Below are 26,610 nucleotides of genomic sequence, written 5' to 3' on the forward strand. Positions count from 1 at the left end.
CTGATGTCCGTACTGAACACCCCTCTCCACGAGCTCGACCCCGACGTCGCCGCCGCCGTCGACGCGGAGCTCGTGCGCCAGCAGTCCACCCTGGAGATGATCGCGTCGGAGAACTTCGCTCCGGTCGCCGTCATGGAGGCCCAGGGCTCGGTCCTCACCAACAAGTACGCCGAGGGCTACCCGGGCCGCCGCTACTACGGCGGCTGCGAGCACGTCGACGTGGTCGAGCAGATCGCGATCGACCGCATCAAGGCGCTGTTCGGCGCCGAGGCCGCGAACGTCCAGCCGCACTCCGGTGCGCAGGCGAACGCCGCCGCGATGTTCGCGCTGCTCAAGCCGGGCGACACGATCATGGGCCTGAACCTGGCCCACGGCGGTCACCTGACCCACGGCATGAAGATCAACTTCTCCGGCAAGCTCTACAACGTGGTCCCGTACCACGTGGACGAGTCCGGCGAGGTGGACATGGCCGAGGTCGAGCGCCTCGCCAAGGAGTCCAAGCCGCAGCTGATCGTCGCCGGCTGGTCCGCCTACCCGCGCCAGCTGGACTTCGCCGCCTTCCGCCGCATCGCGGACGAGGTCGGCGCGTACCTGATGGTCGACATGGCGCACTTCGCCGGCCTGGTCGCCGCGGGCCTGCACCCGAACCCGGTGCCGCACGCCCACGTCGTGACCACCACCACGCACAAGACCCTCGGCGGTCCGCGCGGCGGTGTCATCCTGTCGACGCAGGAGCTGGCCAAGAAGATCAACTCCGCGGTCTTCCCGGGTCAGCAGGGCGGTCCGCTGGAGCACGTGATCGCGGCCAAGGCGGTCTCCTTCAAGGTCGCGGCCTCGCCCGAGTTCAAGGAGCGCCAGGAGCGCACCCTGGAGGGCGCGAAGATCCTCGCCGCCCGTCTGGTCCAGGACGACGTCAAGGCCGTGGGCGTGGACGTCCTGACCGGCGGCACCGACGTGCACCTGGTCCTGGTCGACCTGCGCAACTCCGAGCTGGACGGCCAGCAGGCCGAGGACCGCCTCCACGAGGTCGGCATCACGGTCAACCGCAACGCCATCCCGAACGACCCGCGGCCGCCGATGGTCACCTCGGGTCTGCGGATCGGTACGCCGGCCCTGGCCACCCGCGGTTTCGACGCCGAGGCCTTCACCGAGGTCGCCGAGATCATCGCGCAGGCGCTGAAGCCGACGTACGACGCCGAGGGCCTCAAGGCGCGCGTCTCGGCGCTCGCCGCGAAGTTCCCGCTGTACCCGTCGCTCTAACGACGGCGCGGAAGGGCCCGGCCTCGTCTGTGCACGGGCCGGGCCCTTCCCATGCCCGCCGGCGTCCGCCACGGCGCCCGGCGGCCCGAGGACCCGGTATCGCGGCCCCCGTGGCGCGGGTGGACACCTGTCCGACCTGTCCACGTAATCCTTCCCACCTCGACCGGCAGCCAGGACGTTCACCTCGCCGCGTTAAGCTCGTCTGTCGGACAAAATCTGAACAATCCACCTCTCCTGCCCCCTCCCACCCCACGAGCAGACAAGGGAGTCCGCCACCGTGGCCATCTCCGTCTTCGATCTCTTCTCCATCGGCATCGGTCCCTCCTCCTCCCACACGGTCGGTCCGATGCGCGCCGCGCGCATGTTCGTGACGCGGCTGAAGAAGGACGGGGTGCTCGCCCAGACGGCCTCCGTGCGCGCAGAGCTCTTCGGCTCCCTCGGCGCGACCGGCCACGGCCACGGCACGCCCAAGGCCGTGCTGCTGGGCCTGGAAGGCCACTCCCCCCGCACCGTGAACGTGGAGACGGCGGACGACGAGGTGGAGCGCATCCGCAAGAGCGGCCGGCTGCGGCTGCTGGGCGCGGAGATAGGCGATGGCCACGAGATCGCCTTCGACGAGCCGAACCAGCTGATCCTGCACCGTCGGCGCTCCCTGCCGTACCACGCGAACGGCATGACGCTCTTCGCGTACGACGAGGCCGGCACCCCGCTCCTGGAGAAGACCTACTACTCGGTCGGCGGCGGTTTCGTCGTGGACGAGGACGCGGTCGGCGAGGACCGGATCAAGCTCGACGACACCGTGCTGAAGTACCCCTTCCGCTCCGGTGACGAGATGCTGCGCCTGGCGAACGAGACCGGCCTGTCGATCTCCTCCCTGATGCTGGAGAACGAGAAGGCCTGGCGCACGGAGGAGGAGATCCGCGAGGGCCTCCTGGAGATCTGGCGCGTCATGCAGTCCTGCGTCTCGCGCGGCATGTCCCGCGAGGGCATCCTCCCGGGCGGCCTGCGGGTCAAGCGCCGGGCCGCCGCCACGGCGCGCCAGCTGCGCACCGAGGGCGACCCGATGCTGCACCGCAGCGAGTGGGCGACGATCTACGCGATGGCGGTCAACGAGGAGAACGCGGCCGGCGGCCGTGTCGTCACCGCGCCCACCAACGGCGCGGCGGGCGTCCTGCCGGCCGTCCTGCACTACTACATGAACTTCGTCCCGGGCGCGGACGAGGACGGCGTGGTCCGCTTCCTGCTCGCGGCGGGCGCGATCGGCATGCTCTTCAAGGAGAACGCCTCGATCTCCGGCGCCGAGGTCGGCTGCCAGGGCGAGGTGGGCTCGGCCTGCTCGATGGCGGCCGGCGCCCTCGCCGAGGTGCTCGGCGGCACCCCGGAACAGGTCGAGAACGCGGCCGAGATCGGCATGGAGCACAACCTGGGCCTGACCTGCGACCCGGTCGGCGGCCTCGTCCAGATCCCCTGCATCGAGCGCAACGGCATGGCGGCGGTCAAGGCCGTCACGGCCGCGAAGATGGCCATGCGCGGCGACGGCAGCCACAAGGTCTCCCTGGACAAGGTCATCAAGACCATGAAGGAGACCGGCGCCGACATGAAGGTCAAGTACAAGGAGACCGCCCGCGGCGGCCTCGCGGTCAACGTCATCGAGTGCTGACCCCGTCCCGATGACCGCAGGGCCCGGCGCGTGCACGCGCCGGGCCCTGCGCCGTCCCGTACGGCGCCCGACGGACCCGGAACCGCCGGATCCGGCACGGCGTCCTTAGTCGTGCCACCAGTCCCCGTCTCTTGAGAATCGAGGGGACGTCATGATCCACGCCCGTCTCCGGCAGTTCGTGGCCCTGGCGGTCGGCGCCGTGCTCGCCGCCTGCCTGTCCTTCGCCGCGCCTGCCTCGGCCTCCTCCCTCACCCCGGCCGCCGCCGGCACCCAGGTCCAGACCCCGCTCGTCGTGAACGCCCGCTGGGGCGGGCACGCCACGTTCGACCGGATCGTCATCGACCTGCAGGGGTACGCCCCCACGGTGACCGTCACACCCGTCGCACAGCTCAGGTACGACGGTTCCGGGCAGCCCGTGCCGCTGGCCGGGAAGTACTTCCTGGAGATCCGCCTCAACCCCGCCGCCGCGCACAACGACGCGGGCGAGAGCGTCTACCACGGCCCCAAGCTCCAGAAGATCTACCTCAGCAAGCTCAAGGGCCTCGCCATGACCGGCGACTACGAGGGGTACGTGACCTTCGGCGCCGCCTTCGACACCCTCCCCTACTACCGGGCCTACAGCCTGCACTCGCCCGAGCGGTTCATCGTGGACATCGCGCACTGAACCCTCGGCCGCAGTACGCAGTCCGCACGGCCGGCCCGGGGCGTCGCACGCCCCGGGCCGGCCCGTGTCATCTGCGCCAGAACAGGTGGTGCGTGACGCCGCCGCCCGGGCTGGGCACGACGTCCCGGTGGAACCGGTCGAGCAGTTCCTCCGGCGACTCCCACAGCCTGGCCCCGGAGCCGATCTCCACGGGCGAGACCGCCACGTGCAGGGTGTCGACGAGGTCGGCGTCGAGGAACTCGCGGATCGTGGTCGCCCCGCCGCCGAGCCGTACGTCCCTGCCCCGCGCCGCTTCGCGGGCCGCGGCGAGGACCGCGGCCGGGTCGTCGTCGACGAAGTGGAAGGTGGTGTCGGAGAGCGTGAACGAGGGGCGCGTGTGGTGGGTCATGACGAACACCGGGGTGTGGAACGGGGGCTCCTCGCCCCACCAGCCCCGCCATTCGTGGTCGGCCCAGGGGCCGCGCTGGGGCCCGAACTTGTTGCGGCCCATGATCTCGGCGCCGATGTTGTACGCGAAGTCCCGGGTGAAGTAGTCGTCCAGGCCCCGGCTCCCGCCGGGGTCGGTGCGGTGGGGCCAGCTGGCCGTGGCCCCGGCCCACGCGAACAGGGCCCCGGGGTCGGCGTCGCCGAACGGCCGCTCCAGGCTCTGGTGCTCGCCGGCTCCGAACCCGTCCTGCGAGACGTTGAAGTTCTGGACCCTCAGCAGTTGCTCCACGCGCTTCCTCCCGCCTTCACCGGTGCTCGGGGTTGGGGAAGTCGAAGCGGCAGCCGGCGTCCCACAGGGAGCGCTGGTTGCCGTGCGCCGGGATGCCGCCGGAGCGCTTGAGCAGGGCGGCCAGGTGCATGAGGTTCCAGGACATGATGGCGGTGTTGCGGTTGGTGAAGTCGTTCTCGGGGCCGCCCGAGCCGGGGTCGAGGTAGGAGGGGCCCGGGCCGGCCTCGCCGATCCAGCCCGCGTCGGCCTGCGGCGGGATCGCGTAGCCGAGGTGCTGGTCGCTCTCCCAGCCGTGGTCGGTCATGTCCGGCCGGACGCCCGTCGCGAGGTCGTGGTCGACGGCGCGGATGAGCGAGGTGCGGGCGCCCGCGGACTCCATGACCGCCCGGCTCCTGTCGATCAGGCCCTCGGTGTTGCCGGTCTCGGGCGAGCGCTTGAGCGTGCAGTTCACGTAGAGGGCGGTGAGGTCGGCGTAGTGCGCACGGTTCGCGGTGTTCTCGTCGGCAGCCACGCAACCCAGCGTGCGCAGCGTGCGGGGCGGCCGCCACCGGGCCTGGCCCGTACGGGGGCGGCCGCGCGGAGGTGAGCGCGGTGGCCGGCCCGCCGCGTACCTAGGATGGCGGCATGTCCCTGCCGCACGCCATCCTCACCGCCCTGCTCGAGAAGCCCTCGTCCGGGCTGGAGCTGACCCGGCGGTTCGACAAGTCCATCGGGTACTTCTGGTCGGCGACGCACCAGCAGATCTACCGCGAGCTCGGGCGGCTGGAGGAGGCCGGGCTGATCCGGGCGCTGCCCAGCGAGGTGCCCGTGCGGGGCCAGAAGAAGGAGTACGAGGTGCTGCCCGCGGGCGGCACGGAGCTGGCCCGGTGGGTCGCGGAGAGCCAGGACCCCAAGCCGATGCGCGATCCGCTGCTGCTGCGGATCCGGGCGGCGGGCGTGGTGGGGCCGCAGGGCCTCGGCCCCGAGCTGCGGCGCCATCTGGAGCTGCACCGGCGCCAGCTGGCGCAGTACGAGGCCATCGAGGAGAAGGACTTCCCGCCGGGGCGCGACGCCGTGGAGGACCGGCTGCGCCGGCTCGTCCTGCACGGCGGGATCGCCCTGGAGACGTTCTGGCTGACCTGGCTGGAGGAGGCCCTCGCCGAGGTCGGCGACATGTCCGGCCCGCAGGCCTGAGGCCCCGTGGGGGCCCGGAGCCCTCGGCGCGTGCCGCTGCCGCACGGCTCCGCCCCCGCCCGGGCGGACCGGGGCGGGGGCGGAGCCGAAGGGACTACTTGTTCAGGGAGGCCCAGAACTCGTCGAAGCTCAGCAGCTTGTCGCCGTTGGCGTCCTTGGAGGCGACGACGGAGTCCGCGACGGCCGGGGTCACGTGGGCGTCGCCCATCGAGCGCATCGCGGCGCTGTACTCGTCGGCCGTGATGAAGCCGTCACCGTTCACGTCGAACCTGTCGAACGTAGCCCGTGCGCTCTCGATGTCCGCCACTGGGTCCACCCCTTCTTGGTGCTTGTTGACCGGCCCAGGGTAGCGGCACGCGGGGCGGCCGGACCCCCCGGGTCCCGGCCCCGGGGGCGCAGCGGGCCCGGCGAGATCCACGAGGCGCGACCTAGCGGAAGATGCCGGTGTGGCCGAGCGAGTAGCGGCCTGGCTGCGGGTAGACGGCGAGGCCGTGGGGGCCGCCGCCCACCGGGATCCGGGCGAGCTGCTTGCCGGTCACGGTGTCGACCGCGTACACCTCGGAGTTGTAGCGGCCGGACAGCCACAGCACCTTGCCGTCGGCGGAGACGCCGCCCATGTCGGGGCTGCCGCCGTCGGGCAGCGTCCACTTCTTGGTGAGCTTCTTCTGCGGGAAGTCGTAGACGGAGATGGTGCCCTCGCCTCGGTTGGAGACGTACATCTCCTTGGAGTCGCGGCTCACGTAGAGGCCGTGGCAGCCCTTGCCGGTGGGCAGCAGCTTCGGGGTCTCGAAGGTGTCGCCGCTGAGCACCCACATGCCGTGCGCCATCATGTCCGCGACGTAGAAGGTCTTGCCGTCCGGGGAGACCTTGACGTCCTGCGGCATCGCGCCCTCGAACGGCAGCTTCTGCTGGCCGACGACCTCCATCCGCTCGGTGTCGACCTTGAGGAGTTCGCCGGAGAACTCGCAGCTCACGATGAAGTAGCGGCCGTCGGCGGAGAAGTCGGCGTGGTTGACGCCGTAGCAGGTCACCGGGACGGTCTTCACGCGGTCCATGGTGTGCGGGTCGCGGAAGACCAGCTCCTTGTCCATCGAGGCCATGACGATCGCGTACTTGCCGTTGGGCGTGAAGTACAGGTTGTACGGGTCGTGCACCTCGACGGGCTTTCCGGCCTCGCCGGTCGCGGGGTTGATCGGGGTGAGCGTGTGGCCCCGGTTGTTGTTGACCCACAGGGTCTTCAGGTCCCAGGAGGGGACGACGTGCTGGGGCTGGACCCCGACCGGGATGGTGTCGATGACCCGGTAGGTCTCCGGGTCGATGACGGACACGGTGTTGGAGTTGGTGTTCGGCACGTAGACGCGGGACGGGAAGTCCTTGACCACGGGGGAGAGTTTGCCCGGCCGGTCCGCCGCGTAGACGTCGTTCGGATCCAGCAGGGGCGGCATGCCGGGCAGCCCGGGCGGGGCGGCCGGCACGGCCTTGACGGGCTTGGCCGGGCCCTTGGTGCCGAGCGCCTCGGCGGGCCCCTTTCCTGCTGATCCGCAGCCGGCCAGGGCGGCGAGGACCAGACCGGCCAGCAGCACGCCGGCATTCCGGGGAAGGCGGGTGGTCTTCATGGCGTCAGCAGCTCCGTGGTGGTCACCGCGCGCAGTTTGCGGCGCGCGAGTTCTTCGAGGAGGGGAGGCATCGCGTCGACCGTGTCCGCGTAGCCGAAGTGCAGGCTCACCACGGATCCGGGCCGGATCGTCCCGGTGACGTTGCGGATGACGGCCGCGGCGCCGGGCGAGGTGAAGTCGAGGGAGTCGACGTCGTACGAGAGGACGTGCGGGTAGCCCGCCCGCTGGGCCAGCTTCTGGACGAGCGGGGTCGCGTACTGCGTCTGGGAGGGCCGGAACCAGGTGCCGATGGAGCCGGTGAGCCGCTTGAGGCGCTGGGCGCAGCCGGTGATCTCGGCGTAGGCCTCCGCCTCGGCCATGTCGTTGATGGCGAGGTGGCGCTGGGTGTGGTTGCCGAGCTCGTGACCGCCGTCGAGGATCCGGCGGGCCATGTCCGGGTGGGCGTCGAGCCAGGAGCCGATCGCCAGTACGGTGACCCGCGCGCCCCCCTTCTCCGCCTCGGCCAGCGCCGCGCGCGCGAGGGCGGGCTCCCCGTTGCCGTGGAAGGTGAGGGCGACCCGGCCGCCGTCGCGCGGACCGTGGCCGATCTCCACGGGCTGCCCGGCGAACCGGCGCGGGGCGGCGGGGGCCGCAGCCCGCGCGGGCTTGGCCGGACGGGCCGGGCCGGGGGGCGGGGAGGAGGGCCCGGCGGCCGGACGGCCGGGGCCGCAGCCGGTGGTGATGCCGGCCGCCGCGGCGCCGGCCACACCGAGACCGGCCGCACGCAGAGCCGCACGCAGGGCCGCGCGGCGGCCTGGATGTGAGAGCACCTGCCCATTTAAGAGGTGGATAGCCCGGAAGGTAATGATTGACCCATTTCGGGACGTTCACCGAAGGGGCGGATCGGGCGGCCCATCCGCCGCGTGATCAACGATTTACTCAGAGCAGTCGATAGTTATTCATCGAATGCGAGGCCCGTGGCTCACCTCGCCTAGGATTTAGCTAGAAAGTCTTATGATTTGCACACTTATGTCCAAGTAGGGACTTTTGGCGTTCGAGCCCTCGTCTGTCATAGTCGAAACCACGACTTCCCATTGACCCGAGCGAAGTCACCACGCCGAGGATCACACCCCCTTCGATCCTCGGCGCACCCATGAAGCCCCCACAGCGCCCCACGCGGCGAGCCGGGGGCTTCAGGCGTTCTGGCGGTCGGCGACCCGCATCTCGAACCAGGTGATCTTGCCGCGCGGCAGCAGGTCGGCACCCCAGCGGTCGGACAGCTTGTCGACGAGGAAGAGGCCGCGGCCGGTGGTGTCCAGTTCGTGGACCGGCATCAGGCAGGGCAGCCCGCGCGAGGGATCGCGCACCTCCACCCGGATCCAGCCGCGGCGCCGCAGCATGCGTAAGCCGAAGGAGCGGGCTCCGGTGTGGCGGACCGCGTTGCCGACGAGTTCCGAGACCAGCAGGACGGCGTGCTCGGAGATCTGCGGAGAGAGGCCCCAGAGGCGGATCACCACGCACTGGGTGAGCCGGCGGGCGGTACTGGCCGACTCCGGCATGGACGGCAGGGTCACTTCCGCCTCGGCCGGGTTGCCGTACAACTCCAGCGCCTTGAGGCCCTGTTCCTCCTCGACGGCCGCCGTGAGCCGTACCGCCGAAGCACCGCCGCGCTGCTGCGGCTGTTCCACACCCTCCAGGCCCGCCATGCACCCATCATGGACGGCCCGCCTGCCGCCCCGGGCCGTTCCACAGGAAAACACCCCCCGGATTCAACAAATCCAAGGGGGTGCCCTGTCATATGCGGGAGGCAACGAGGCGGCCCGAAAACCGGCCCTGACCTGGCGTGACGCACCGCACGGAAGTGATCACAGCGAGTTGATCACCGATTCTGCTTAAGCCTGCCTTAAGGCCTGGCTAATCCACCCACAGGGAGGACCGCCCGGCCGGGATCAGACGAACTTCGCCTTGCCCGGGCCCTCTTCGACGAAGCTGCGCATGCCGCGCTCGCGGTCCTCGGTGGCGAACAGGCCCGCGAACCAGTTGCGTTCGATGGTGAGCCCGGTGTCGATGTCGGCCTCCAGGCCCGCGTCCACGCACTCCTTCGCGGCGCGCAGCGCGATCGCCGGCCCCTGCGCGAGCTTGGCCGCCCAGGCGTGCGCCTGCTCGTACACCTCGTCGGCGGGCACCACGCGGTCGACCAGACCCAGGGTGAACGCCTCGTCGGCCTTGACCATGCGGCCCGTGAAGATCAGGTCCTTGGCCCTGGAGGGGCCGACCAGCCGGGACAGCCGCTGGGTGCCGCCCGCGCCCGGGATCAGGCCGAGGAGGATCTCGGGCTGGCCGAGCTTCGCGTTGTCGGCGGCGATCCGGTAGTCGGCGCACAGCGCGAGCTCGCAACCGCCGCCCAGCGCATAGCCGGTGATCGCCGCGACGACGGGCTTGGGGATGCGGGCGACGGCGGTGAAGGCGTCCTGCAGCGCACGGGACCGGACGACCATCGCCGCATGGTCCATCGTCTGCATCTCCTTGATGTCCGCGCCCGCCGCGAACACCTTCTCGCCGCCGTAGATGACGACCGCGCGGACGTCGGCCCGGTCGGTCGCCTCCACCGCGAGCTCGCGCAGCCGGTCCTGGGTGGCGATGTCCAGGGCGTTCATGGGCGGCCGGTCCAGGCGGATGGTGCCGACGCCTTCGGAGACTTCGAGAGAGATGGTCATACGGGCCAGGTTAGCGTCGGTTAACGTGAAGTGGCCCGGTGCTGTGGGTCACAGCACCGGGCCACCCGGATCGCGTGCGCGGCGTACGCGGAACGGCTACTTGATCCACTCCGCCCACGGCATGTTCCAGCCGTTGAGGCCGTTGTCCGGGGCGATCTGCTTGTCCTTGGAGTTCTTCACGACGACCACGTCACCGATCAGCGACTCGTCGAAGAACCAGGCCGCGGGCTGCTTGGAGTCGCCCGCGCCGCGGACGTCCTTGAGGCCGATGCAGCCGTGGCTGACGTTCGCCGAGCCGAAGGTGCCCGCGGAGGCCCAGTAGTTGCCGTGCACGAACGTGCCCGACTGCGACAGGCGCATGGCGTGCGGGACGTCGGAGATGTCGTACTCGCCGCCGAAGCCGACGGTCGCGCCGTTCATCCGCGTGACCTTGTACTTCTCGCTGATGACCATCTGGCCGTTGTAGGTCGTGGTCGACGGGGCGCCCGCGGTGATCGGGACGTCCTTGAGGACCTGGCCGTCACGGACGACCTGCATCGTGTGCGCGGCCGCGTCGACCGTCGAGACCTGGGAACGGCCGATGGTGAAGGTGACCGTGCGGGTCTGCTTGCCGTAGACCCCCGGGCGGCCCTCGACGCCGTCGAGGGCGAGCTTGACGGTGACCTTGGTGCCCGCGGCCCAGTAGTTCTCGGGGCGGAAGTCGAGGCGGTCGTTGCCGAACCAGTGGCCCTCGATCGGCACGGCCGGCTCGGCCGTCACGGTGATGGCCTTCTCGACGGCCTCGGGGTTGGTGATCCCACGGGTGAAGTTGATCGAGACGGGCATGCCCACGCCGACGGTCGAGCCGTCCTCGGGCGTGTAGTGGCCCACGAAGGTGTTGGTCGGGGTCAGGGTCGTGAAGGTGGTGTCCTTGGCGGACTCCCGGCCGGCCTCGTCCTTGGCGACCGCGTGCACCTTGTACTCGGTGGCCGAGGCCAGGTGGCGGGCCGGCTCCCAGCTCGCGCCGTCGTCGGAGAGCTTGCCCTCGACCGCGTTGCCCTTGGTGTCGGCGACGGTCACCGTGCTGAGCTTGCCGCCGGTGCTCGTGATCTTCAGGACGCCGCTCGTGGCGACCTCCTTGGCCCCGTCGTCGGGCTTGACGCTCACGACGGCCTTCGAAGCCTCGGTACCGGTCTTGCCGCCACCCCCGGCGTTGTCGCCGCCGCTGCCGTTGCTGTTGCCGCCGCCACCGCCACTGCAGGCGGTGGTGAACAGCAGGGCCGCTCCCAGCAGCAGGGCCGGCAGGCCCGTCCGGGCGCGGCCGCGTATCGGCTGCAGGTTCACTCGTGTTCTCCCCATGTCCCCCGCGCGCGGACTGTCGCGCGCATGTCGACAGGAAATCACACGGGAGGATCACGATGAGCCACGGTCTTGTCACCGTTCCGTCCCAAGTGCCGCGAAACGGCGGGGACGGCTTGCGGGGTCAGTCCTCGGTGCCCGGCTTGGTGCCCCAGACGTAGACGGCGTCGCCCTCGGCGAGCAGGTCCCAGAGGCGTTTCGCGTCCGGTTCGGTGAGGTTGACGCAGCCTGCGGAACCACCCGTTGTGTAAAGGGATCCGGGGGATCCGTGCAGGGCCTGGCCCCCGTCGAAGAACTGGGCGTGCGGCATGGGCGTGCCGTAGAGCGTGGAGACGTGGTCCTTGCTGCGCCAGTACACATCGTGCCAGCCGGTCCGGGTCTCCTGGTAGTCGCGCCCGGTGCGGATGGGCACGGGCGGGAAGACGATCCTGGCCCCTCTCTGCACCCACAGCAGCTGGCGCTCCAGGTCCACACACGTGACGCGATGTTCGCGTTCGGGGCACTCGCCCGCGGCGTTGGGGTCGGGACGGGCCGTGACGACGAGCATCGTGCGGTAGGTGGCGACGCCCGGGTAGCCGTCGGCGGGGCTGACGCCGTTCGTGCGTTGGAAGGCGCGGACGGCGTGGCAGTCCGCGGTGGACTGCACCCCGTCGACCGGCCGGCCCAGGTGGTCCTCCAGCTCCCGCTGGTAGGGGCCGGTGCCCGCCACGCACGCGTTCTCCGGTTCTGCCGGGGCGGCCACCGCCGGGGACGGGAGCGGGACCGCCAGTGCGAGCAGGGCGCCGAACACGGTCATCCGCGCCACCCGGCCGATCCCCTGACGTACGGCCATCCGGGCCTCCTCCGGTCCGTGAACGCGACGGTCACGGACCAGCCAACCCGTCGGGCCGCGGTACGGCTCGCGCTGCTGCGCCGCCGGGGTGAGGAGGTCACTCCAGCGGCGCACCGGCGCGTACGGTCCGGGCCCGGCGGCCGTCGTTCCCGCCCACGGTGGGGATCTGCTCGGCACGCTTGTTGTAGACCGTGACGACGAGTCTGCGGCCGGATGCGCCGTCCAGCCGCCAGGGGCCCGCCACCGGGTTCTTCGGCAGCACGTAGCCCTCGGGGACGTCCTTCTCGACCAGGAAGTACGCCCCGTCGGCGAGCCCCTCGAAGTCGCACGTACCGTCGGTGTCGGTGGCGCAGCCGGGCCTCGCACGATGGTCGGCGTCCACGCCCGCGGTCTGCAGGCCGGTGGTGCCGTTGGTCTCCTTCCAGATCTGGAACACCGCGCCGTGCAACGGCGCACCGGTCTTCCCGTCCCTCTTGCGGACCCGGATCCCGCCGCCGTACGCCGCGTCCCGCCGGCGGCCGGGGACGTTGACGATGATCCCCTCCCGGGCGGCGCCCTCGCCCAGGTCGAAGCCGGCGAACGGTTCGTCGGGCCGGTCGTAGCCGGCGGGGACCTCGACCTGCACCGCGTAGTACGTCTCGCCGGTCGGCAGCTCCACCGAGCAGACGCCCTTCGCGTCGGTCACGCAGACGGCGTCGTGCCGCTCGTCGGCGTCCTGACCGCTGCTCTGGAGGCCGGCCCGGTCGTTGGCCTCGCGCCACAGCTCGAACCGGGCCCCGGACAGGGGTGTTCCGGTGTCCGCGTCGGTGCTGCGCAGCACCGCCCGGGCGGTTCCGGGCGGTGCCTCGGGCGGAGCGGCACGGGCCGGGGCCGCCGCGGCGAGCACCACCGCGGCGGTGAGACCGATGGGCCATGCCCTCATCGTCCTGGCTGTCATGTCGCTCCGTCCGTCGTACGGGCCGGGATCAGGCCCGGGGGCCCTTGGCGTCCTTCGGGTGCTTGGCGTCCTTCGGGTGCTTGGCGTCCTTCGGGTGCTTCGGGTGCTTGTGGTGCTCGCCCTTGCCCTTGCCGTGGTCGCCCTTGCCCTTGCCGTGGCCGTCGCGCCGGTTCTGGAGCGTGACCACGAGCCGCCGGTCCGGGGTGGCGCCGTCCAGCCTCAGCGGCCCGGTCACGCGGTCCGCGGGCAGGGCGTAGCCCTCGGGCACGGCCGTCTCGACGAGGTAGTACCAGCCCTCGGGGAGCCGGCCGAAGTCGCAGGCCCCACCGCGGTCCGTGGCACAGCCGTCCGCCGCCCGGCGGTCGGCGTTGATGCCGCGGGTCTGGAGGCCGGCGGTGCCGTTGGTCTCCTGCCACACCTCGAACACCGCGCCGCGCAGCGGCCGCCCGGTCTTGGCGTCCTGCTTCAGGACCCGGATGGAGCCCTCGTACCGCTCGTTCCTCGTGTTCGGGACGGCGACGACGATGCCGTCCGCCACGTCGCCCTCGGTCAGGTCGAAGCGCGTGACCGGGTCCGCCGGCGGTTCGTATCCGGCCGGGACCGCCGTCTCCCGCCAGTAGTACGTGCGGCCGACCGGCAGCTCCACCGTGCAGGTGCCCTCGGCGTCGGTCACGCAGGCGCCGTCCAGCCGGGTGTCACCGCCCGGGGTGACGGGCTGGAGCCCGGCGCTGCCGTTGGTCTCCCGCCACAGCTCGAACCGCGCGCCGGGCAGCGGCAGGCCCGTCGCCCGGTCCGTCTTGCGCAGCACCACCCGGGCGCCGTCCGGCGGTTCCGGGCTGCGCCGGTTGTCCGCCTCGTACCGGACGCCCGCCTGCGCGTTCTCGGCCGTCAGGGTCAGCTCGTGGACCGGCTGGGCCGGCACCTCGTACCCGGGGGGCGCCTGGGTCTCGCGCCAGTAGTACGTGCCGGGCGTCGTGGTCTCCCGGCACAGGCCGCTCGCCGGCGTGGTGCACCCGGTGACGAGGGTGTCGGCGCCCGGGCCGGCGGGCTGCAGGCCCGCCGCGCCGTTGGTCTCCCGCCACAGCTCGAACTGTGCCCCCGCCAGCGCCGCGCCCGTCTCGGCGTCCCGCTTGAGGACGGAGACCGAGCCGGTCACCGGGGCCGGGCCGCCGCAGTCGGGCAGGTCTCCGTCGAAGGGGTAGGCGTGGAACTCCTGGCCGCCGCCCCCGCCGGTGTCGCTGCCGTGGGTGACGGAGCCGGTGGTGAAGAAGCGGCCGTTGATGCCGGGCAGGGTGATCGTGGTCTCGGAGCGCTGCTGCCCCATCAGGAAGCTGCCCTGGAACTGGCCGCCGCCGGTCAGCCGCACGGTGGTGGCGTCGGGGAAGTTCCACAGCAGGCGGTCGCGGTAGGCGTTCAGGGGGTCGGTGTCCGCGATGCCGCCGCTGTAGGTGTTGATCGTGCGGGCGGCACCCAGCACGTTCACCAGGACGGTGGCCGTGGCCGGGATGCGGGCGAACCGGATGCCCTGCTGGCCGCCCCCGTTGCCGACGAGGTTCGCGTCGACGTTGAAGACCTGGAGCGCGGAGGTGCCGTCGCCGGTGAACACGGTCTCGAATCCGCTGTTGACGACGGTGCCGGTGGCCGGGCGCGGCTGCCCGCCGACCCGGGCGTAGCACTGGCTGGCGGCGCTGAGCCGGTCGCGCAGTCCGGCGTACGGGGCGACGGCGGCGGGGTCCGGGACCAGGCGGCCGGAGACGACCCCGGTGACGGCGCCCGCATGGCGGATCACCCCGCCGTCGGCGAGGAGGCGTTCGCCCTGGGCGACGGTGACGCCTGCGCCGGTGGTGAGGAAGTCGGCCCCGTCGGGCGGCGGGACGAGCGATCCGGCACCGACGATCCCGACGTTGTAGCGGCTGTCGCCGCCCGCCAGCTTGTCCTGGTCGAAGCCGCCGAGGACGACGAGGCGGCCCTCGGCCTCGGAGGCCCGTCCCCGGACCCGGAAGTCGCCGCCGGCGAAGATGTTGATGCCGTTGTCGCGGCCGCGCAGGACGCCGTCGCTGTTGATCGGCGGGTACGGGTCCGGGCAGCGGCCCGGGACGCACGGACCCAGCCCGTCGGGCAACGGCGCCCGGGCGGCCGCCACCGGCCGGTCGGCGCCGGGTCCGGCGGCGACGGCCGTGGGGGCCGCGGCGGCCAGCACGGCGCCGACCGCGAGCCCGAGGGTCCACTTCCTTGCTGACATGACGCTCCGTCCGTTCCGTGCTGCCCTGAGGTGCCCTGACAGGCTGGGGGCAGGGGTCGGCGGGGCGGGGCGCGGACACTCTCGGCTACGGCATTCCGATCACACGAGTCACTCTTGCGGGGGGTCGTGCGCCGTTCAGGCGACGGCGGAGCCGGCCACCCAGTCCGCCCAGGACATGTTCCAGCCGCCCAGCCCGTTGTCGGCGGCGACCGTCTTGTCCTGCGAGTTGACGACCTCGACCACGTCCCCGATCAGGGTCCGGTCGAAGAACCACCCCGCCGGGGTGTCGGAGCCGCCGCCCTTGTCGTCGCGCAGGCCCACGCAGCCGTGGCTGACGTTGGTGCTGCCGAAGGTGTCGGGGCTGGACCAGTAGTTCCCGTGCAGGAAGGTCCCGGAGTTGGTCAGCCGCATGGCGTGCGGGACGTCGGGGATGTCGTACTCGCCGCCGAACCCGACGGTCTGGCCGTTCATCCGGGTGACGTCGAAGAGCTCCATCACCACCATCTTGCCGTTGTAGGTGGTGGTCTTGGGCGCTCCGGCGCTGATCGGCACGGTCGACAGCAGCTCCCCGTCCCGGCGGACCTCCATGGTGTGGGCGGCCGCGTCCACGGTGGAGATCTGGGAGCGCCCGACGGTGAAGGTGATCGTCTTGGACTGGATCCCGTACGAGCCGGGGGCGCCCTCGACGTCGCGCAGGGCCATCTGGACGGTGACCTTGGTCCCGGGCTTCCAGTACTGCTTGGGCCGGAAGTCGAGGCGTTCCTTGCCGAACCAGTGGCCGACGACCTCCACGGCCGGGTCGGAGGTGACCCGGATGGCGCGCTCCACCTCGGCGCGCTGTTCGATGGCTCGGCTGAACTTGAAGGAGACGATCATGCCGGTGCCGACGGTGGAGCGGTGCTCCGGCTTGAAGTAGCCGATGAACCGTTCCTCGGGGACGTAGGTGGTGAAGGTGGTGCGGCGGGCCTGGCGGCGGTTGTGCCCGTCGAGGGCGACGGCGTCCACCGTGTACTTGGCGGCGAGGGCGAGCCGCCCGGCCTGCGGGGTGGGGCTCCAGCTGAGCCCGTCGGCGGCGATGGCGCCGGGGACCTCCTCCTGCTGCGCGTCCTCCACCTTGGTCACCTTGACCCGCTCCAGCCGCCCCTCGGGGACGGTGACCGTCAGCCGCCCGTCGGCCGGCACGCCCTTGGCATTGTCGGCGGGGGTGATGCGGATGGCTTCGTCCGGCGAGCGGACTCTGCCGGGGAGCTGGATCTCGACGGGCGATTTGCCGTCCTGGGTGCAGCCTGCCGCCCCGCCCAGCAGGCCCGCCCACACCGCCACGGCGGCCAAGCCCGCCCCTGCCCGCCTCGTCAGAAGTGTCACGTTCCCTCCAACGACCGGGCCCTCCGGGGGAAACGTGAGCGCGGGCCACGTTCCGGGCAGAACAGTCCGGGCAGAACAGTGGGAAGGACCAGACGGGGGCGGGCCCGGGCCGGGACGCCGGGGCCACATACTCCCCTCCCCCCGCCGGTACCGAAGAGCCGTGGAGGCGGGCAGTGTCGAGCGCAGCCGAGCAGGAGGCGGTGGAAGCCGTCAGCAACGCCGTCGGAGCGGTACGGAGCGGACAGGCCGCGCCCGTACCGCACATCGACGGCCCATCGGGCGGCCCACTGGGCCATCAGTCGAACGGACGGCCGGACGGCCGGACCAACGGCCAGGTCAGGGGGCAGGTTCCACGGGCACAGGCACGCCCGGCCCCGGCGGTGTGGCCGGGGTCCTCGCATCCCCTGGGGGCCCGCTTCCACCACGGTCCGGACGGGACCGCGGGCACCAACTTCGCTGTGTGGGCGCAGGGCGCGGAGGCGGTGGAGGTGTGCCTCTTCGACGAGGGCGGGGCCGAGACCCGCTGCGTGCTGACGGAGCTCACGCACGAGATCTGGCACGGTTTCGTGCCGGGCGTGCGCCCGGGACAGCGGTACGGCTTTCGGGTGCACGGCCGCTGGGATCCCTGGACGGGCGCCCGGTTCAATCCGGCGAAGCTGCTCCTGGACCCGTACGCACGGGCCGTGGACGGGGCGGAGGGGAATGACTACGGCGCCCTGCCGCCGGAGGTGTACGGGCACGTCCGGGACTGGCCGCAGCAGTACATCGCGGACACCGTGCGCGACGACCGGGACTCCGCGCCGTTCGTCCCCAAGGGCGTGGTCGTGCACGACGACGACGACTGGGCGGACGACGTCCGGCCGAAGACGCCCTGGGCCGATTCGGTGATCTACGAGCTGCACGTGCGCGGCTTCACGATGCGCCATCCGGGTGTTCCCGAGGAGCTGCGCGGCACCTACGCGGGTCTCGCCCATCCGGCGGCGGTCGAGCACCTGGTGAAGCTGGGCGTGACGGCGGTCGAGCTGCTGCCGGTGCACCAGTTCGCCCACGAGGACCACCTGCTGCGCAGGGGGCTGCGCAACTACTGGGGCTACAACTCGGTCGGCTACTTCGCCCCGCACGCGGGGTACTCGTCGAGCGGTACGGCCGGGCAGCAGGTCGGGGAGTTCAAGCGGATGGTCCGGGCGCTGCACGCGGCCGGGATCGAGGTCATCCTCGACGTGGTCTACAACCACACGGCGGAGGCCGGCGAGCTGGGACCCACGCTGTCGCTGCGCGGGTTCGACAACCGGGGCTACTACCGGCTCCAGTCCGACCAGCGCCGGTACGCCGACTACACGGGCTGCGGCAACACCCTGCACGCCGGGCGTCCGCACGTGCTGCGGCTCATCACGGACTCGCTGCGCTACTGGGTCACGGAGATGGGGGTGGACGGCTTCCGCTTCGATCTGGCTGCGGCGCTGGCCCGTTCGATGCACGACGTGGACATGCTGTCCCCGTTCCTGGCGGTGATCGCCCAGGATCCGGTGCTGCGGCGGGTGAAGCTGATCGCCGAGCCGTGGGACGTGGGGTCGGGCGGCTACCAGGTGGGGGCGTTCCCGCCGCTGTGGACGGAGTGGAACGACCGCTACCGGGATGCCGTACGGGACTTCTGGCGGGGCGCGCTGCCCGACGTACGGGACCTCGGCTACCGGCTGTCGGGGTCGAGCGACCTGTACGCGTGGGGCGGGCGGCGGCCGTACGCCTCGGTGAACTTCGTGACCGCGCACGACGGTTTCACCCTGCGGGACCTGGTGTCCTACGAGCGCAAGCACAACGACGCGAACGGGGAGGCCGGGCGGGACGGCACCAACGACAACCGGTCGTGGAACTGCGGGGCGGAGGGCGAGACGGACGACGCCCGCATCGGTGTGCTCCGCCGCCGCCAGCTGCGCAACCTGCTGACCACCCTGCTGCTGTCGACCGGGGTGCCGATGCTGGTGGCGGGCGACGAGTTCGGGCGCACCCAGGGCGGCAACAACAACGCGTACTGCCAGGACAACGAGACGGGGTGGGTGGACTGGTCGCTGCTGGAGGACCCGGCGTGGCAGTCGCTGTTCGCCCTGGCGGCCCGGCTGATCTCGCTGCGCCACGCCCATCCGGTGCTGCGGCGGCGGGCGTTCTTCTCGGGTCGGCCGCAGGGTGCGGACGGGCTGCGGGACCTGGCCTGGTTCACGCCGGCGGGCGTGGAGATGACGGAGCGGGACTGGTACGCGCCGGCGGCCGCGCTGGGGATGTACCTGTCGGGGCGGGACATCCCGGGCCGTGACGAGCGGGGCCGGCAGGTGACGGACGACAGCTTCCTCGTCCTGCTCCACACCGGTGACCGGCCGGCGGCGTGGGTGCTGCCGGGGGCGCCGTGGGCCGAGGAGTACGAGCTGGTCCTGGACACCTCCCTGGAGGAGCAGGGCGCCGTCCCCGGCACCCTGCACCGCGCCGGGGAGAGCCTGACCGTGCCGGCCCGGTCGGTGCTCCTGCTGAAGGTCAGCGGGTCTCGACCGACAGGAGCATCCGCTTGAGGAGGGCGGCGAGCGCGGCGCGTTCGGCGTCGTCGAGGGGCTCGATCATCTCGGCCTCGGCGATGCCGCGCCAGCGCATGGCCTCGGTCCACCGCCGGCGCCCCTCCTCGGTGAGCTCGACGTCGACCCGGCGGCGGTCGGCCGCGGCGCGCAGCCGCCGGACGAGGCCGGACTTCTCCAGGGAGTCGAGGCGGCCGGTCATCCCGGCCGGGGAGAGGAGGAGTTCGGCGGCGAGCTCGGCGGAGGGAGCCCGCCAGGGTGTGCCGCGGGAGGCGAGCCGGTGCATCGTCTCGAACTCGAAGGCCTGCAGCCCGGTCTCGGCGAGCGCCCGCTCCTTGCCGTGCGAGACGTGCTTGGCGAGGAGCTGGATGCGGGTGATGACGGCTTCGGTGGGCACGTCGAAGGGCACTTTGCCGGTCCACCGGGCGATGTGCCGGTCAACGGAGTCCTCGGCGGGCTCCGTTTGCGACGGCCGGGCGTCCTCGGGCACGACCGCCGGTCCGTGCGGGCCGTCCGGGCCCAGGGGGGAGGCCGTTCCCGCCCGGTGGGCCGGCACGGCCCCGGATCCCGCCTCCGCTGCGGCGGCCCGTCCTGCCGCGCGCTGCGCCCGGCCCTCGGCCGCCTCTCTGCCCATGCCCGCATTATGTCCCGTCCCCCGCCGAACTCCGGGCCAATATTTCGTTGACGAATGATTCGCTGGCGAAATAATGTCCGTGCATGATCACGCCGATACGGCGGCTGCTCGTCGGCCGCACCTTCGCCGCCTTCGCCTCCGCGCTCGTCCCCACCACCCTCACGCTGGCCCTCCTGCGGGCCGGCTCCTCCGGCGACCTGGGCCTCGTACTCGCCAGTGAGCTGCTGCCCATGCTGCTCCTGCTGCCCGTCGCCGGGGTTGCCGCCGACCGGTTCCCCGCCCGGCGGGTGGTGCTCGTCGCCGACCTCGTCCGGGCGGCCGCCCAACTGGCCACCGGCGTCCTGCTCCTGACCGGGCTCGACGGCCGGATCCCGCAGCTGGCCGTGCTCGCCGCCGTGACCGGGGCCGCGGTGGCCTTCGGTACGCCCGCCGTACGCACGCTCGTCGCGGCCGCGGTTCCCGAGGACGGGCGGCTGCGCGTCAACACCCGGCTCGGGGTGGCCACCGGGCTCGCGAACGTCGCGGCTCCGGCGGCCGCCGGCTCGCTGGCGCTGACCGTCGGCGGCGGCTGGGCCTCGCTGCTCACCGCGGCGCTCTTCGCCCTCTCCGCGCTCACCCTCGGCGGCCTGCGCACCACCCCGGCCCCGCGTACCGCGCCGCGCGCCGCCTTCGGCGCCGAACTGCGCGCGGGCTGGGCCGAGACCCGGCGCCACCCGTGGTTCCGCACCAACGTGCTGGCGCACGGGGTCTGGCACCTGGCGGCCGGGCTGCTCCTGACCCTCGGCCCGGCAATCGCCATGGAGAGCCTGGGCGGCGAGGGCTCCTGGGTGGTGATCGCCCAGGTCGGCACGGTCGGCATGCTCGCCGGCGTGTGGACGGCCGGGCGGCTGCCGCTGCGCCGGCCGCTGTTCGGCGTGGCTTTCGGGGCCGCCGCCCAGGCGCTGCCGCTCACCGCCTTCGCACTGCGCCTGCCGCTCCCGGTGACGGCGGCCGCGTTCTGCTGCGCCATGTTCGGGCTGGGGGTGCTGAGCCCGCTGTGGGAGACGGAGATGCAGCGCCGCATCCCGCTGGAGACCCTGGGCCGGGTCGGATCCTTCGACACCCTCATCTCGTTCGCCGCGCGCCCGTTGGGGCTGGCGGTGGCCGCCCCGCTGGCCGCCGCCGTCGGGTCCACGGCTCCCCTGCTGGTCGCGGCCGCCCTCAGCGCCGGCGCGAACCTGTCCGTACTGCTTCTTCCGGACGTCCGCAGACATCCGGAACCGACCCGCTCATCTGTGCTGCGATGATGTGTTCGACATCGTCGCTGAGGGGAGCCCCTGCATGGGCAGAGTCGGTACCGCGCTGGGGGAACTGCGCGGGGCGCAGAAGTCCGCGAAGGGCGTGTCGCTCTACTCGCGGTTCGTCAACCGGCCCACCGGGCGCTACCTGGCCGCCGGTTCGTACGCGCTCGGGCTCACCCCGAACCAGGTGACGCTGATCAGCGCCGCCTTCAGCTTCGCCGCGGTGGCCGCGGTCGCGCTGACCGGGCCCTCCTGGGCGCTGGGGATCGCCGTATGGGCCGCGCTCGCGGTCGGCTTCGCCTTCGACTCGGCCGACGGGCAGCTGGCCCGGCTGCGCGGCGGCGGCAGCGCGGCCGGCGAGTGGCTGGACCACGTCGTGGACGCCGCGAAGCTCACGGCGCTGCACTCGTGCGTGCTGATCGCGTTCTACCGGTTCCCCGAGCAGTACGGAACGACGGCCGACGGCTGGCTGCTGGTGCCGCTCGGCTTCCAGTTCGCCGCCGTCGTCACCTTCTTCGGCGGACTGCTGACCGAGAAGCTGAAGCCGAGGCCGGCGCCGGGAAGCCCCGCCGCCGCGCCGTCGACCCTGCGCGCGGTGGCGCTGCTGCCCGTGGACTACGGGGTGTTCTGCCTGGTGTTCCTGCTGCTCGGCGGCGGAGAGCTGTTCGCGTGGGCGTACGCCGGACTGGGCGCGGTCGCCGCGCTGTTCCTGCTGGCCTTCCTCGCCAAGTGGTTCCGGGAGCTCAGCGCCGTTCGCCGGTGACCTGCCCCGGCGCGGCGGCCGGTTCCGCGAGCGCGTCCAGCGCCCGGCGCAGCTGGGTGCTGGAGGTGTGGACGGTGTAGGGGAAGTAGACGACGTCGACGCCGTGGGCGGCGAAGTCCTTCTCCAGCTTGTCGCCCTTGGAAGTGCCCCGCCAGTCGTCACCCTTGAAGATCACGTCGAAGCGGACCTGCTTCCAGGTCTCCACCTTGTCCGGGACCGTCTCGACGAAGGCGGCGTCGACGTACTTGACGCTGCGCACGATCTCCAGGCGCTCGACGAGCGGGATCATCGGGCGGCGGCCCTTGGCGAGTTCGGCCATCTCGTCGGAGACCACCCCGGCGACCAGGTAGTCGCACTGACTCCGGGCATGCCGAAGGATGTTCAGATGTCCGATATGGAATAGATCGTAGGCACCCGGCGCGTAACCGACTCGATACGGTCGGCGCGCAGGCGCTCCAATGTCGGACATGTACCGCTCCGTCATCTCTTCATCCCCAGCGGCCACACCCCCCGGTGCAGCGGATTAGCAGACAATAGCGTGCACGTTCCGCAGCACGCGGGTGAACGAATAGGGTGACGTGCGCATCATCCAGGGGAAGAGGGGACGCACGGTGTCCAGATCCGGTCAGCGGCGCATGCTGCTGGTTTCCACCAATTACGCTCCGGAGCACGCGGGCATCGGCCCGTACGCGACGCAGATCGCGGAGCACTGGGCGGATCTCGGCCACGAGACGCACGTCCTCGCCGGCATGCCGCACTACCCCGCGTGGTCGCTCGAGCCGGAGTACAAGGGGGCGCTCCAGCGCACGGAACAGCGCGCGGGAGTCACCGTGCACCGGCGCGCGCACACTGTGCCGCCCCGCCAGACCGCCGTGAAGCGGGCCCTGTTCGAAGGATCGATTCTGCTGCACGGCGCCGTGGCCCCGCCGCGGATGCCCAAGCCGGACGCGGTACTCGCCCAGATGCCCAGCCTGGCCGGCGGAGTGCTCGCCGCCCGGCTCGCGGCGCGCTGGAAGGTCCCCTACGTCCCGGTCGTCCAGGACCTGATGGGCGCCGCCGCGGCGCAGAGCGGGATCAGCGGCGGCGACAAGGCGGCCGCGATCGCAGGCCGCGCCGAGGCGTACGCCCTCAAGCGGGCCACCCTCGTCGGCGTCATCCACGAGACCTTCGTGGAGCGGGTCGTCGGCATGGGCGTGGACCCCGGCCGGATCCGCCTCGTTCCCAACTGGTCCCACGTGCCCAAGCCCACCAAGCCGCGCGGCGAGACCCGCCGTCACCTGGGGTGGAGCCCCGGCGAGACCGTCGTCCTGCACTCCGGGAACATGGGCCTCAAGCAGGGGCTCGAAGTCCTCGTGGGCGCCGCCCGGCTGGACCCGAAGGTCCGTTTCGTCCTGATGGGCGACGGCAGTCAGCGCTCCGCGCTCGCGGACCTCTCCGCGGACGTGCCGAATCTGGACATCATCCCCCCTGCCGCTGACGGCGAGTTCCCGGATATCCTCGCGGCGGCGGACGTTCTCGCGGTCACACAGCACGCCGCCGTGCTGGACATGAGCGTCCCGTCGAAGCTCACCTCCTACTTCCAGACCGGCCGGCCCGTCGTCGCCTCCGTGGCAGCGGAGGGCGGGACCGCCCAGGAGGTGGAACGCTCGGGCGCAGGGGTGCTCGTACCGCCGGAGGACCCCGAGGCCCTGCTGAAGGCCGTACGGGCCCTGGCGGAGGACCCCGAGGCCGCGGACGCACTGGGAGCGGCCGGGCCCCGCCACGTGGCGGCCCACCTGAGCCGTGAAGCGGGCCTGGCCCGCATCGACGCACTGATAGACGAAGCACTTGGGGGAACCCGGCCGTGATCGAGACGAACCGCCCGGCAGCGGCACCGGCCGACGACGAACCCGACCTCCTCAGGGACCAGTTCCGGCAGCTCCTGCGCTACCGCAGGCTGATCGGCGCGGGCATCGCCGTCGGCCTGCTGGGCGGCGTCTACCTCGGCATATCCACCGCCGACACCTACGTCGCCACCGCCGACGTGGTGCTGCGCGCGCCCACCGACGACCCGTTCAACCCGAGCCTCGCCCCCGACAAGGCGATCAACATCGGCTCCGAGCGCCAGGTCGCACTCAGCTCCTCCATCGCGAACGAGGCGGCGAAGAAGCTCGGGGTGTCCGCCAAGGACTTCGCCGCCCTGCGCGCCGGCCTCCAGGTGACCAACCCGCCGCAGACCATGGTGCTGCGCTTCACCTACACCGCGGACTCCCCCAAGGAAGCCGCCAAGCGCGCCAACGCGATGACCGAGGCCTACCTGCTCAAGCGGCAGGAGTCCCTCGACGCCACCCGCGACAAGATGGTCAAGGGCTACAAGGAGCAGCGCGACCCGATCGCCAAGCAGCTCGACGAGACGTCCAAGGAGATCGCCCGGATGCCCGCCGGCGCCGGACGCGACGCGGCCAGCTCCGCCAAGACCGACCTGCAGAGCGAGGTCGGCGGCTACAACACCAAGATCACCAAGCTCGAAGCCCTGGACATGACCCCGGGCCGGGTCACCAGTGCCGCGACCGCGCCCACCGCGACCGACGGCCCCGGCATCCTGATGTCCCTCGCGCTCGGCGCGGCCGTCGGCCTCGCACTCGGCCTGCTGGCCGCCTGGGTCCGGCTGGTCTTCGACCCGGCGCCGCGCTCCGAGGGCGACGTGGCCCGGGCCCTGCGCGCGCCCGTACTGGGCTACCTGCCGCGGGACCGGACGGGCGGCGGACCGCTGCTCGCCGCCGGCGAGGCCGACCCCCGGCTCGCCGAGGAGTACCGCTCGGTGGCCTTCCGCCTCGCCTACGACTCCCGCTTCGCCGACCGGCGCCGACTCCTCGTCGTCGCGCCCCGCGGCAGCAGCGAGACCGCGGCCGCGGTGGCCGTGAACCTCGCCGCCTCCTTCGCGGAGACCGGCAAGGACGTGCTGCTCATCGAGGCCGACCTGCGCACCCCGGTGCTGGCCAGCCAGCTGCCGACCGACGCGGGCGGCCGGCCCCGCTGGAGCCAGGGCCAGAGCGGCGCGCCCGCGCCCGGGCGCCACGCCGACTCCGAGTGGCCCGACGGACGCCAGCTCGTCGTGGACGCCGGGGAGTCCGGCTCGTTCGACCTGATCCCCGGTGACCGGGCGCGCAACGTCCCGCGCGCGCTGACCTCCGCGCGCGCCACCCGGCTGATCTCCGAGGCCGACGCCCCCAACTCCACCGTCGTCGTGCTGGCACCGCCCGTGCTCTCGTACGCCGACGCCCTCGCCCTCGTCGACCGCGTCGACGGCGTCCTGGTCGTCACCGACCCGCGCGCCATCCACCGCACCGACCTCATCCGGATCCGCGAGCTCATCAGCGGCGCCGGTGGCACGGTGCTCGGCGCGGTGCTGCACGCGCCGCTGCCCGGCGAGAAGCGCGGCAAGGGCAAGGGCGACAAGGGCGGGGCGCCCGCCGCCGGCCCGGCGGCGCCCGCGAAGCCGGGGAACAGCGTGCCGCAGCCCATCCCGTACGAGGTGGCGGAGCCCGAGCAGCACATCCCCGGTGACGGCACCGACACCGTCGCGCTGCGCACGGTGCGCATGGGCCGCAGGTGAGCCGACGCGGCCTCGCCGCCGTCGCCTCGGTCCTGGACCAGGCGGCCTCCAGCGCCACGAACATCCTGGTGCTGGTGCTGGCCGCCCGGCTGTCGTCGGCCTCCGCCTTCGCCGACTTCTCGATGGTCTACGTGGCCTTCAGCGTGCTCCTCGGGCTGAACATGGCCTACGTCGGCCAGAGCCTCGTCCTGCAGAAGGGCGAAGGGCTCGGCGCCGCCTGCCGGTCGGCCGCCGGCTTCACCGGGGCCGCGTCGGCCGCCGTGGGCGTCCTGCTCGCGGTGGTGGGCCTCGCCCTGCCCGGGGCCACCGGGCGGGCCTTCCTCGCGCTGGGCCTCGTCCTGCCGCTGGTGCTCCTCCAGGACGGGCTGCGCTACTGCTTCTCCGCGCTGCGCGCCCCCGAGCGGGCACTGGCCGCGGACGCGCTGCGGCTGGTGTGCGTGGTCGCCGCGCTGGCCGTGCAGCCCGAAGGGGCTTCGGCGGGACGGCTGGTGCTGGTGTGGGGCCTGTCCGCACTGCCCGCGCTGGCGGTGGGCCTGTGGCTGCTGCGGCCGTACGTACGAGGCTCCCGCGCGGACCTGCGGCCGTACCTGCGGCGGGGTCACCTGGGGCAGCGGTTCGTGGTCGAGTTCGCGGTGGGCAACGGCTCCAGCCAGCTCGCCGTACTGGGCCTCGGCGTCTTCGCGACACCACTGGCCGTCGGTGCGCTGCGGGGTGCGACCACCCTCTTCGGGCCGCTGAACGTGCTGTTCAACTCGGCGAACGCCTTCGGGCCGCCGGTGCTCGGCCGCCTCGGCGGCAAGCGTGCCACCGTACGGGCCACGGCGGCGCTGGGCCTGGTGCTGGCCGCGGTCGGCGCGGGTTGGGCGACCGCCCTGTACCTGCTGCCGGACCGGCTGGGCCGGGAACTCCTGGGCGACACCTGGGCGGCGGCGGCCGCGCTGCTGCCGGCCACGGGTGCGCAGTACGCCGTGATGGGCCTCGGCACCTGCGCGCTGCTGACCCTGCGGGTCCTCGCCCCGAAGGCCACGCTCTCCCTCCAGGTGGTCTTCTCGCTGCTGTCCGTGGGACTGCTGCTGGGCGGCTACGCGGTGTGGGGTGTGGCGGGCGCCGCGTGGGGCCTGGCGGCCGGCTCGGCGCTCAAGGCTCTGGCCGCCTGGCTCCGGGTGGCCCGGCTGCCGGCTGCCGTCCCCGTCGTGACCGAACCTGCCACCGCGCCTGCGGCCTGATCCGCTGCGCGGGCCTTCTCCCCGCCCCGCCCTTTCACCGTTTCCCGGGCTCCGCC

Annotated in this window: 24 protein-coding genes; 10 read left to right on the plus strand and 14 right to left on the minus strand. The window is 72.4% G+C overall.

Annotated features, from left to right (window positions below; translation table 11 throughout):
- Positions 1 to 3 precede the first annotated feature (3 nt).
- The 3 genes from glyA (at position 4) to OHA91_RS12420 (ending at position 3,584) form a co-directional block, all read left to right on the plus strand.
- Entirely contained in the window at positions 4 to 1,260 is a 1,257-nt protein-coding gene (gene glyA / locus OHA91_RS12410) for a serine hydroxymethyltransferase (protein WP_030655704.1), read from the plus strand.
- A gap of 277 nt (positions 1,261 to 1,537) precedes the next feature.
- Entirely contained in the window at positions 1,538 to 2,920 is a 1,383-nt protein-coding gene (locus OHA91_RS12415; RefSeq protein WP_031148453.1) for an L-serine ammonia-lyase, read from the plus strand.
- Between the two features lie 154 nt (positions 2,921 to 3,074).
- Entirely contained in the window at positions 3,075 to 3,584 is a 510-nt protein-coding gene (locus OHA91_RS12420) for an AMIN-like domain-containing (lipo)protein (protein WP_421673302.1), read from the plus strand.
- Between the two features lie 67 nt (positions 3,585 to 3,651).
- Here OHA91_RS12420 and OHA91_RS12425 read toward each other — a convergent pair whose 3' ends face one another.
- Both OHA91_RS12425 and OHA91_RS12430 read right to left on the minus strand, forming a co-directional pair.
- Positions 3,652 to 4,299: a dihydrofolate reductase family protein gene (locus OHA91_RS12425; RefSeq protein ID WP_031148449.1), complete on the minus strand. Its 648-nt coding sequence runs from the start codon at positions 4,297 to 4,299 to the stop codon at positions 3,652 to 3,654.
- Positions 4,300 to 4,315: 16 nt separating this feature from the next.
- Positions 4,316 to 4,810 (minus strand): hypothetical protein, encoded by a 495-nt coding sequence (locus OHA91_RS12430; RefSeq protein ID WP_328739236.1) that lies wholly within the window; start codon positions 4,808 to 4,810, stop codon positions 4,316 to 4,318.
- 113 nt (positions 4,811 to 4,923) lie between these two features.
- Between OHA91_RS12430 and OHA91_RS12435 the strand changes: the two genes are divergently transcribed.
- A complete protein-coding gene (locus OHA91_RS12435; RefSeq protein ID WP_031148444.1) occupies positions 4,924 to 5,472 on the plus strand; it encodes a PadR family transcriptional regulator in 549 nt (182 codons plus the stop codon).
- A gap of 94 nt (positions 5,473 to 5,566) precedes the next feature.
- On the opposite strand, the gene OHA91_RS12440 is transcribed toward OHA91_RS12435, so the two are convergent.
- The 10 genes from OHA91_RS12440 to OHA91_RS12485 form a co-directional block, all read right to left on the minus strand.
- Positions 5,567 to 5,779, minus strand: a complete 213-nt coding sequence (locus OHA91_RS12440) for an EF-hand domain-containing protein (protein ID WP_328739237.1) — start codon at positions 5,777 to 5,779, stop codon at positions 5,567 to 5,569.
- Positions 5,780 to 5,900: 121 nt separating this feature from the next.
- On the minus strand, positions 5,901 to 7,088 hold the full coding sequence (locus tag OHA91_RS12445; RefSeq protein WP_031148442.1) for a YncE family protein: 1,188 nt from the start codon (positions 7,086 to 7,088) through the stop codon (positions 5,901 to 5,903).
- Entirely contained in the window at positions 7,085 to 7,897 is an 813-nt protein-coding gene (locus OHA91_RS12450; RefSeq protein WP_031148440.1) for a polysaccharide deacetylase family protein, read from the minus strand. Before OHA91_RS12450 ends, OHA91_RS12445 begins: the two co-directional genes overlap by 4 nt.
- 363 nt (positions 7,898 to 8,260) lie before the next feature.
- The gene (locus OHA91_RS12455; RefSeq protein WP_031148438.1) at positions 8,261 to 8,773 is read right to left on the minus strand and encodes an ATP-binding protein; all 513 of its coding nucleotides are present in this window, start codon (positions 8,771 to 8,773) and stop codon (positions 8,261 to 8,263) included.
- A gap of 243 nt (positions 8,774 to 9,016) precedes the next feature.
- Positions 9,017 to 9,784, minus strand: a complete 768-nt coding sequence (locus OHA91_RS12460; protein WP_031148436.1) for an enoyl-CoA hydratase/isomerase family protein — start codon at positions 9,782 to 9,784, stop codon at positions 9,017 to 9,019.
- Between the two features lie 96 nt (positions 9,785 to 9,880).
- Entirely contained in the window at positions 9,881 to 11,122 is a 1,242-nt protein-coding gene (locus OHA91_RS12465) for a L,D-transpeptidase (protein ID WP_051893004.1), read from the minus strand.
- 124 nt (positions 11,123 to 11,246) lie between these two features.
- A complete protein-coding gene (locus OHA91_RS12470; protein ID WP_381624981.1) occupies positions 11,247 to 11,954 on the minus strand; it encodes a L,D-transpeptidase family protein in 708 nt (235 codons plus the stop codon).
- Between the two features lie 97 nt (positions 11,955 to 12,051).
- Positions 12,052 to 12,891, minus strand: coding sequence for an MSCRAMM family protein (locus OHA91_RS12475; RefSeq protein WP_328739238.1), 840 nt, complete (start codon positions 12,889 to 12,891; stop codon positions 12,052 to 12,054).
- Positions 12,892 to 12,919: 28 nt separating this feature from the next.
- Positions 12,920 to 15,133 carry a choice-of-anchor A family protein gene (locus tag OHA91_RS12480; protein WP_328739239.1) on the minus strand — a complete coding sequence of 738 codons (2,214 nt, stop codon included), beginning with the start codon at positions 15,131 to 15,133 and terminating at the stop codon, positions 12,920 to 12,922.
- Between the two features lie 135 nt (positions 15,134 to 15,268).
- The gene (locus tag OHA91_RS12485; protein WP_031148427.1) at positions 15,269 to 16,489 is read right to left on the minus strand and encodes a L,D-transpeptidase; all 1,221 of its coding nucleotides are present in this window, start codon (positions 16,487 to 16,489) and stop codon (positions 15,269 to 15,271) included.
- Between the two features lie 182 nt (positions 16,490 to 16,671).
- Between OHA91_RS12485 and glgX the strand changes: the two genes are divergently transcribed.
- The gene (glgX, locus tag OHA91_RS12490; protein WP_037631837.1) at positions 16,672 to 19,056 is read left to right on the plus strand and encodes a glycogen debranching protein GlgX; all 2,385 of its coding nucleotides are present in this window, start codon (positions 16,672 to 16,674) and stop codon (positions 19,054 to 19,056) included.
- On the opposite strand, the gene OHA91_RS12495 is transcribed toward glgX, so the two are convergent.
- Positions 19,022 to 19,690 carry a MarR family winged helix-turn-helix transcriptional regulator gene (locus OHA91_RS12495; RefSeq protein WP_078959182.1) on the minus strand — a complete coding sequence of 223 codons (669 nt, stop codon included), beginning with the start codon at positions 19,688 to 19,690 and terminating at the stop codon, positions 19,022 to 19,024. The two genes, glgX and OHA91_RS12495, sit on opposite strands and share 35 nt — an antisense overlap.
- An 83-nt stretch (positions 19,691 to 19,773) precedes the next feature.
- Between OHA91_RS12495 and OHA91_RS12500 the strand changes: the two genes are divergently transcribed.
- Complete coding sequence (locus tag OHA91_RS12500) at positions 19,774 to 20,976, plus strand: MFS transporter (RefSeq protein ID WP_328739240.1); 1,203 nt, start codon at positions 19,774 to 19,776, stop codon at positions 20,974 to 20,976.
- A gap of 34 nt (positions 20,977 to 21,010) precedes the next feature.
- Positions 21,011 to 21,733: a CDP-alcohol phosphatidyltransferase family protein gene (locus OHA91_RS12505; protein WP_031148419.1), complete on the plus strand. Its 723-nt coding sequence runs from the start codon at positions 21,011 to 21,013 to the stop codon at positions 21,731 to 21,733.
- On the opposite strand, the gene OHA91_RS12510 is transcribed toward OHA91_RS12505, so the two are convergent.
- Positions 21,714 to 22,202, minus strand: a complete 489-nt coding sequence (locus OHA91_RS12510; protein ID WP_031148418.1) for an adenylyltransferase/cytidyltransferase family protein — start codon at positions 22,200 to 22,202, stop codon at positions 21,714 to 21,716. The genes OHA91_RS12505 and OHA91_RS12510 overlap by 20 nt on opposite strands.
- A gap of 166 nt (positions 22,203 to 22,368) precedes the next feature.
- On the opposite strand from OHA91_RS12510, the gene OHA91_RS12515 reads away from it, so the two are divergent.
- From OHA91_RS12515 to OHA91_RS12525, 3 genes are read left to right on the plus strand one after another with little or no spacing between them, the layout of a single operon-like run.
- The gene (locus tag OHA91_RS12515; protein ID WP_328741127.1) at positions 22,369 to 23,580 is read left to right on the plus strand and encodes a glycosyltransferase family 4 protein; all 1,212 of its coding nucleotides are present in this window, start codon (positions 22,369 to 22,371) and stop codon (positions 23,578 to 23,580) included.
- A complete protein-coding gene (locus tag OHA91_RS12520; RefSeq protein WP_031148411.1) occupies positions 23,577 to 25,328 on the plus strand; it encodes an LPS biosynthesis protein in 1,752 nt (583 codons plus the stop codon). The genes OHA91_RS12515 and OHA91_RS12520 overlap by 4 nt, the downstream gene beginning before the upstream one ends.
- Positions 25,325 to 26,554: an MATE family efflux transporter gene (locus OHA91_RS12525; protein WP_051892997.1), complete on the plus strand. Its 1,230-nt coding sequence runs from the start codon at positions 25,325 to 25,327 to the stop codon at positions 26,552 to 26,554. Before OHA91_RS12520 ends, OHA91_RS12525 begins: the two co-directional genes overlap by 4 nt.
- The last annotated feature ends 56 nt before the right edge of the window (positions 26,555 to 26,610 follow it).

Origin of the sequence: Streptomyces erythrochromogenes (genome assembly GCF_036170895.1) — a bacterium.
In the GTDB taxonomy this organism is placed as follows: domain Bacteria; phylum Actinomycetota; class Actinomycetes; order Streptomycetales; family Streptomycetaceae; genus Streptomyces; species Streptomyces erythrochromogenes.

Bases quoted from the DNA above. Each gene is read 5' to 3' on its own strand.
- OHA91_RS12480 (WP_328739239.1), bottom strand. From the start codon at position 15,133: ATGTCAGCAAGGAAGTGGACCCTCGGGCTCGCGGTCGGCGCCGTGCTG.
- OHA91_RS12505 (WP_031148419.1), top strand. From the start codon at position 21,011: ATGGGCAGAGTCGGTACCGCGCTGGGGGAACTGCGCGGGGCGCAGAAG.
- OHA91_RS12465 (WP_051893004.1), bottom strand. From the start codon at position 11,122: ATGGGGAGAACACGAGTGAACCTGCAGCCGATACGCGGCCGCGCCCGG.
- OHA91_RS12510 (WP_031148418.1), bottom strand. From the start codon at position 22,202: ATGTCCGACATTGGAGCGCCTGCGCGCCGACCGTATCGAGTCGGTTAC.
- OHA91_RS12435 (WP_031148444.1), top strand. From the start codon at position 4,924: ATGTCCCTGCCGCACGCCATCCTCACCGCCCTGCTCGAGAAGCCCTCG.
- OHA91_RS12475 (WP_328739238.1), bottom strand. From the start codon at position 12,891: ATGACAGCCAGGACGATGAGGGCATGGCCCATCGGTCTCACCGCCGCG.
- OHA91_RS12500 (WP_328739240.1), top strand. From the start codon at position 19,774: ATGATCACGCCGATACGGCGGCTGCTCGTCGGCCGCACCTTCGCCGCC.
- OHA91_RS12460 (WP_031148436.1), bottom strand. From the start codon at position 9,784: ATGACCATCTCTCTCGAAGTCTCCGAAGGCGTCGGCACCATCCGCCTG.
- OHA91_RS12470 (WP_381624981.1), bottom strand. From the start codon at position 11,954: ATGGCCGTACGTCAGGGGATCGGCCGGGTGGCGCGGATGACCGTGTTC.
- OHA91_RS12515 (WP_328741127.1), top strand. From the start codon at position 22,369: ATGCTGCTGGTTTCCACCAATTACGCTCCGGAGCACGCGGGCATCGGC.
- OHA91_RS12445 (WP_031148442.1), bottom strand. From the start codon at position 7,088: ATGAAGACCACCCGCCTTCCCCGGAATGCCGGCGTGCTGCTGGCCGGT.
- OHA91_RS12495 (WP_078959182.1), bottom strand. From the start codon at position 19,690: ATGGGCAGAGAGGCGGCCGAGGGCCGGGCGCAGCGCGCGGCAGGACGG.
- OHA91_RS12455 (WP_031148438.1), bottom strand. From the start codon at position 8,773: ATGGCGGGCCTGGAGGGTGTGGAACAGCCGCAGCAGCGCGGCGGTGCT.
- glyA (WP_030655704.1), top strand. From the start codon at position 4: ATGTCCGTACTGAACACCCCTCTCCACGAGCTCGACCCCGACGTCGCC.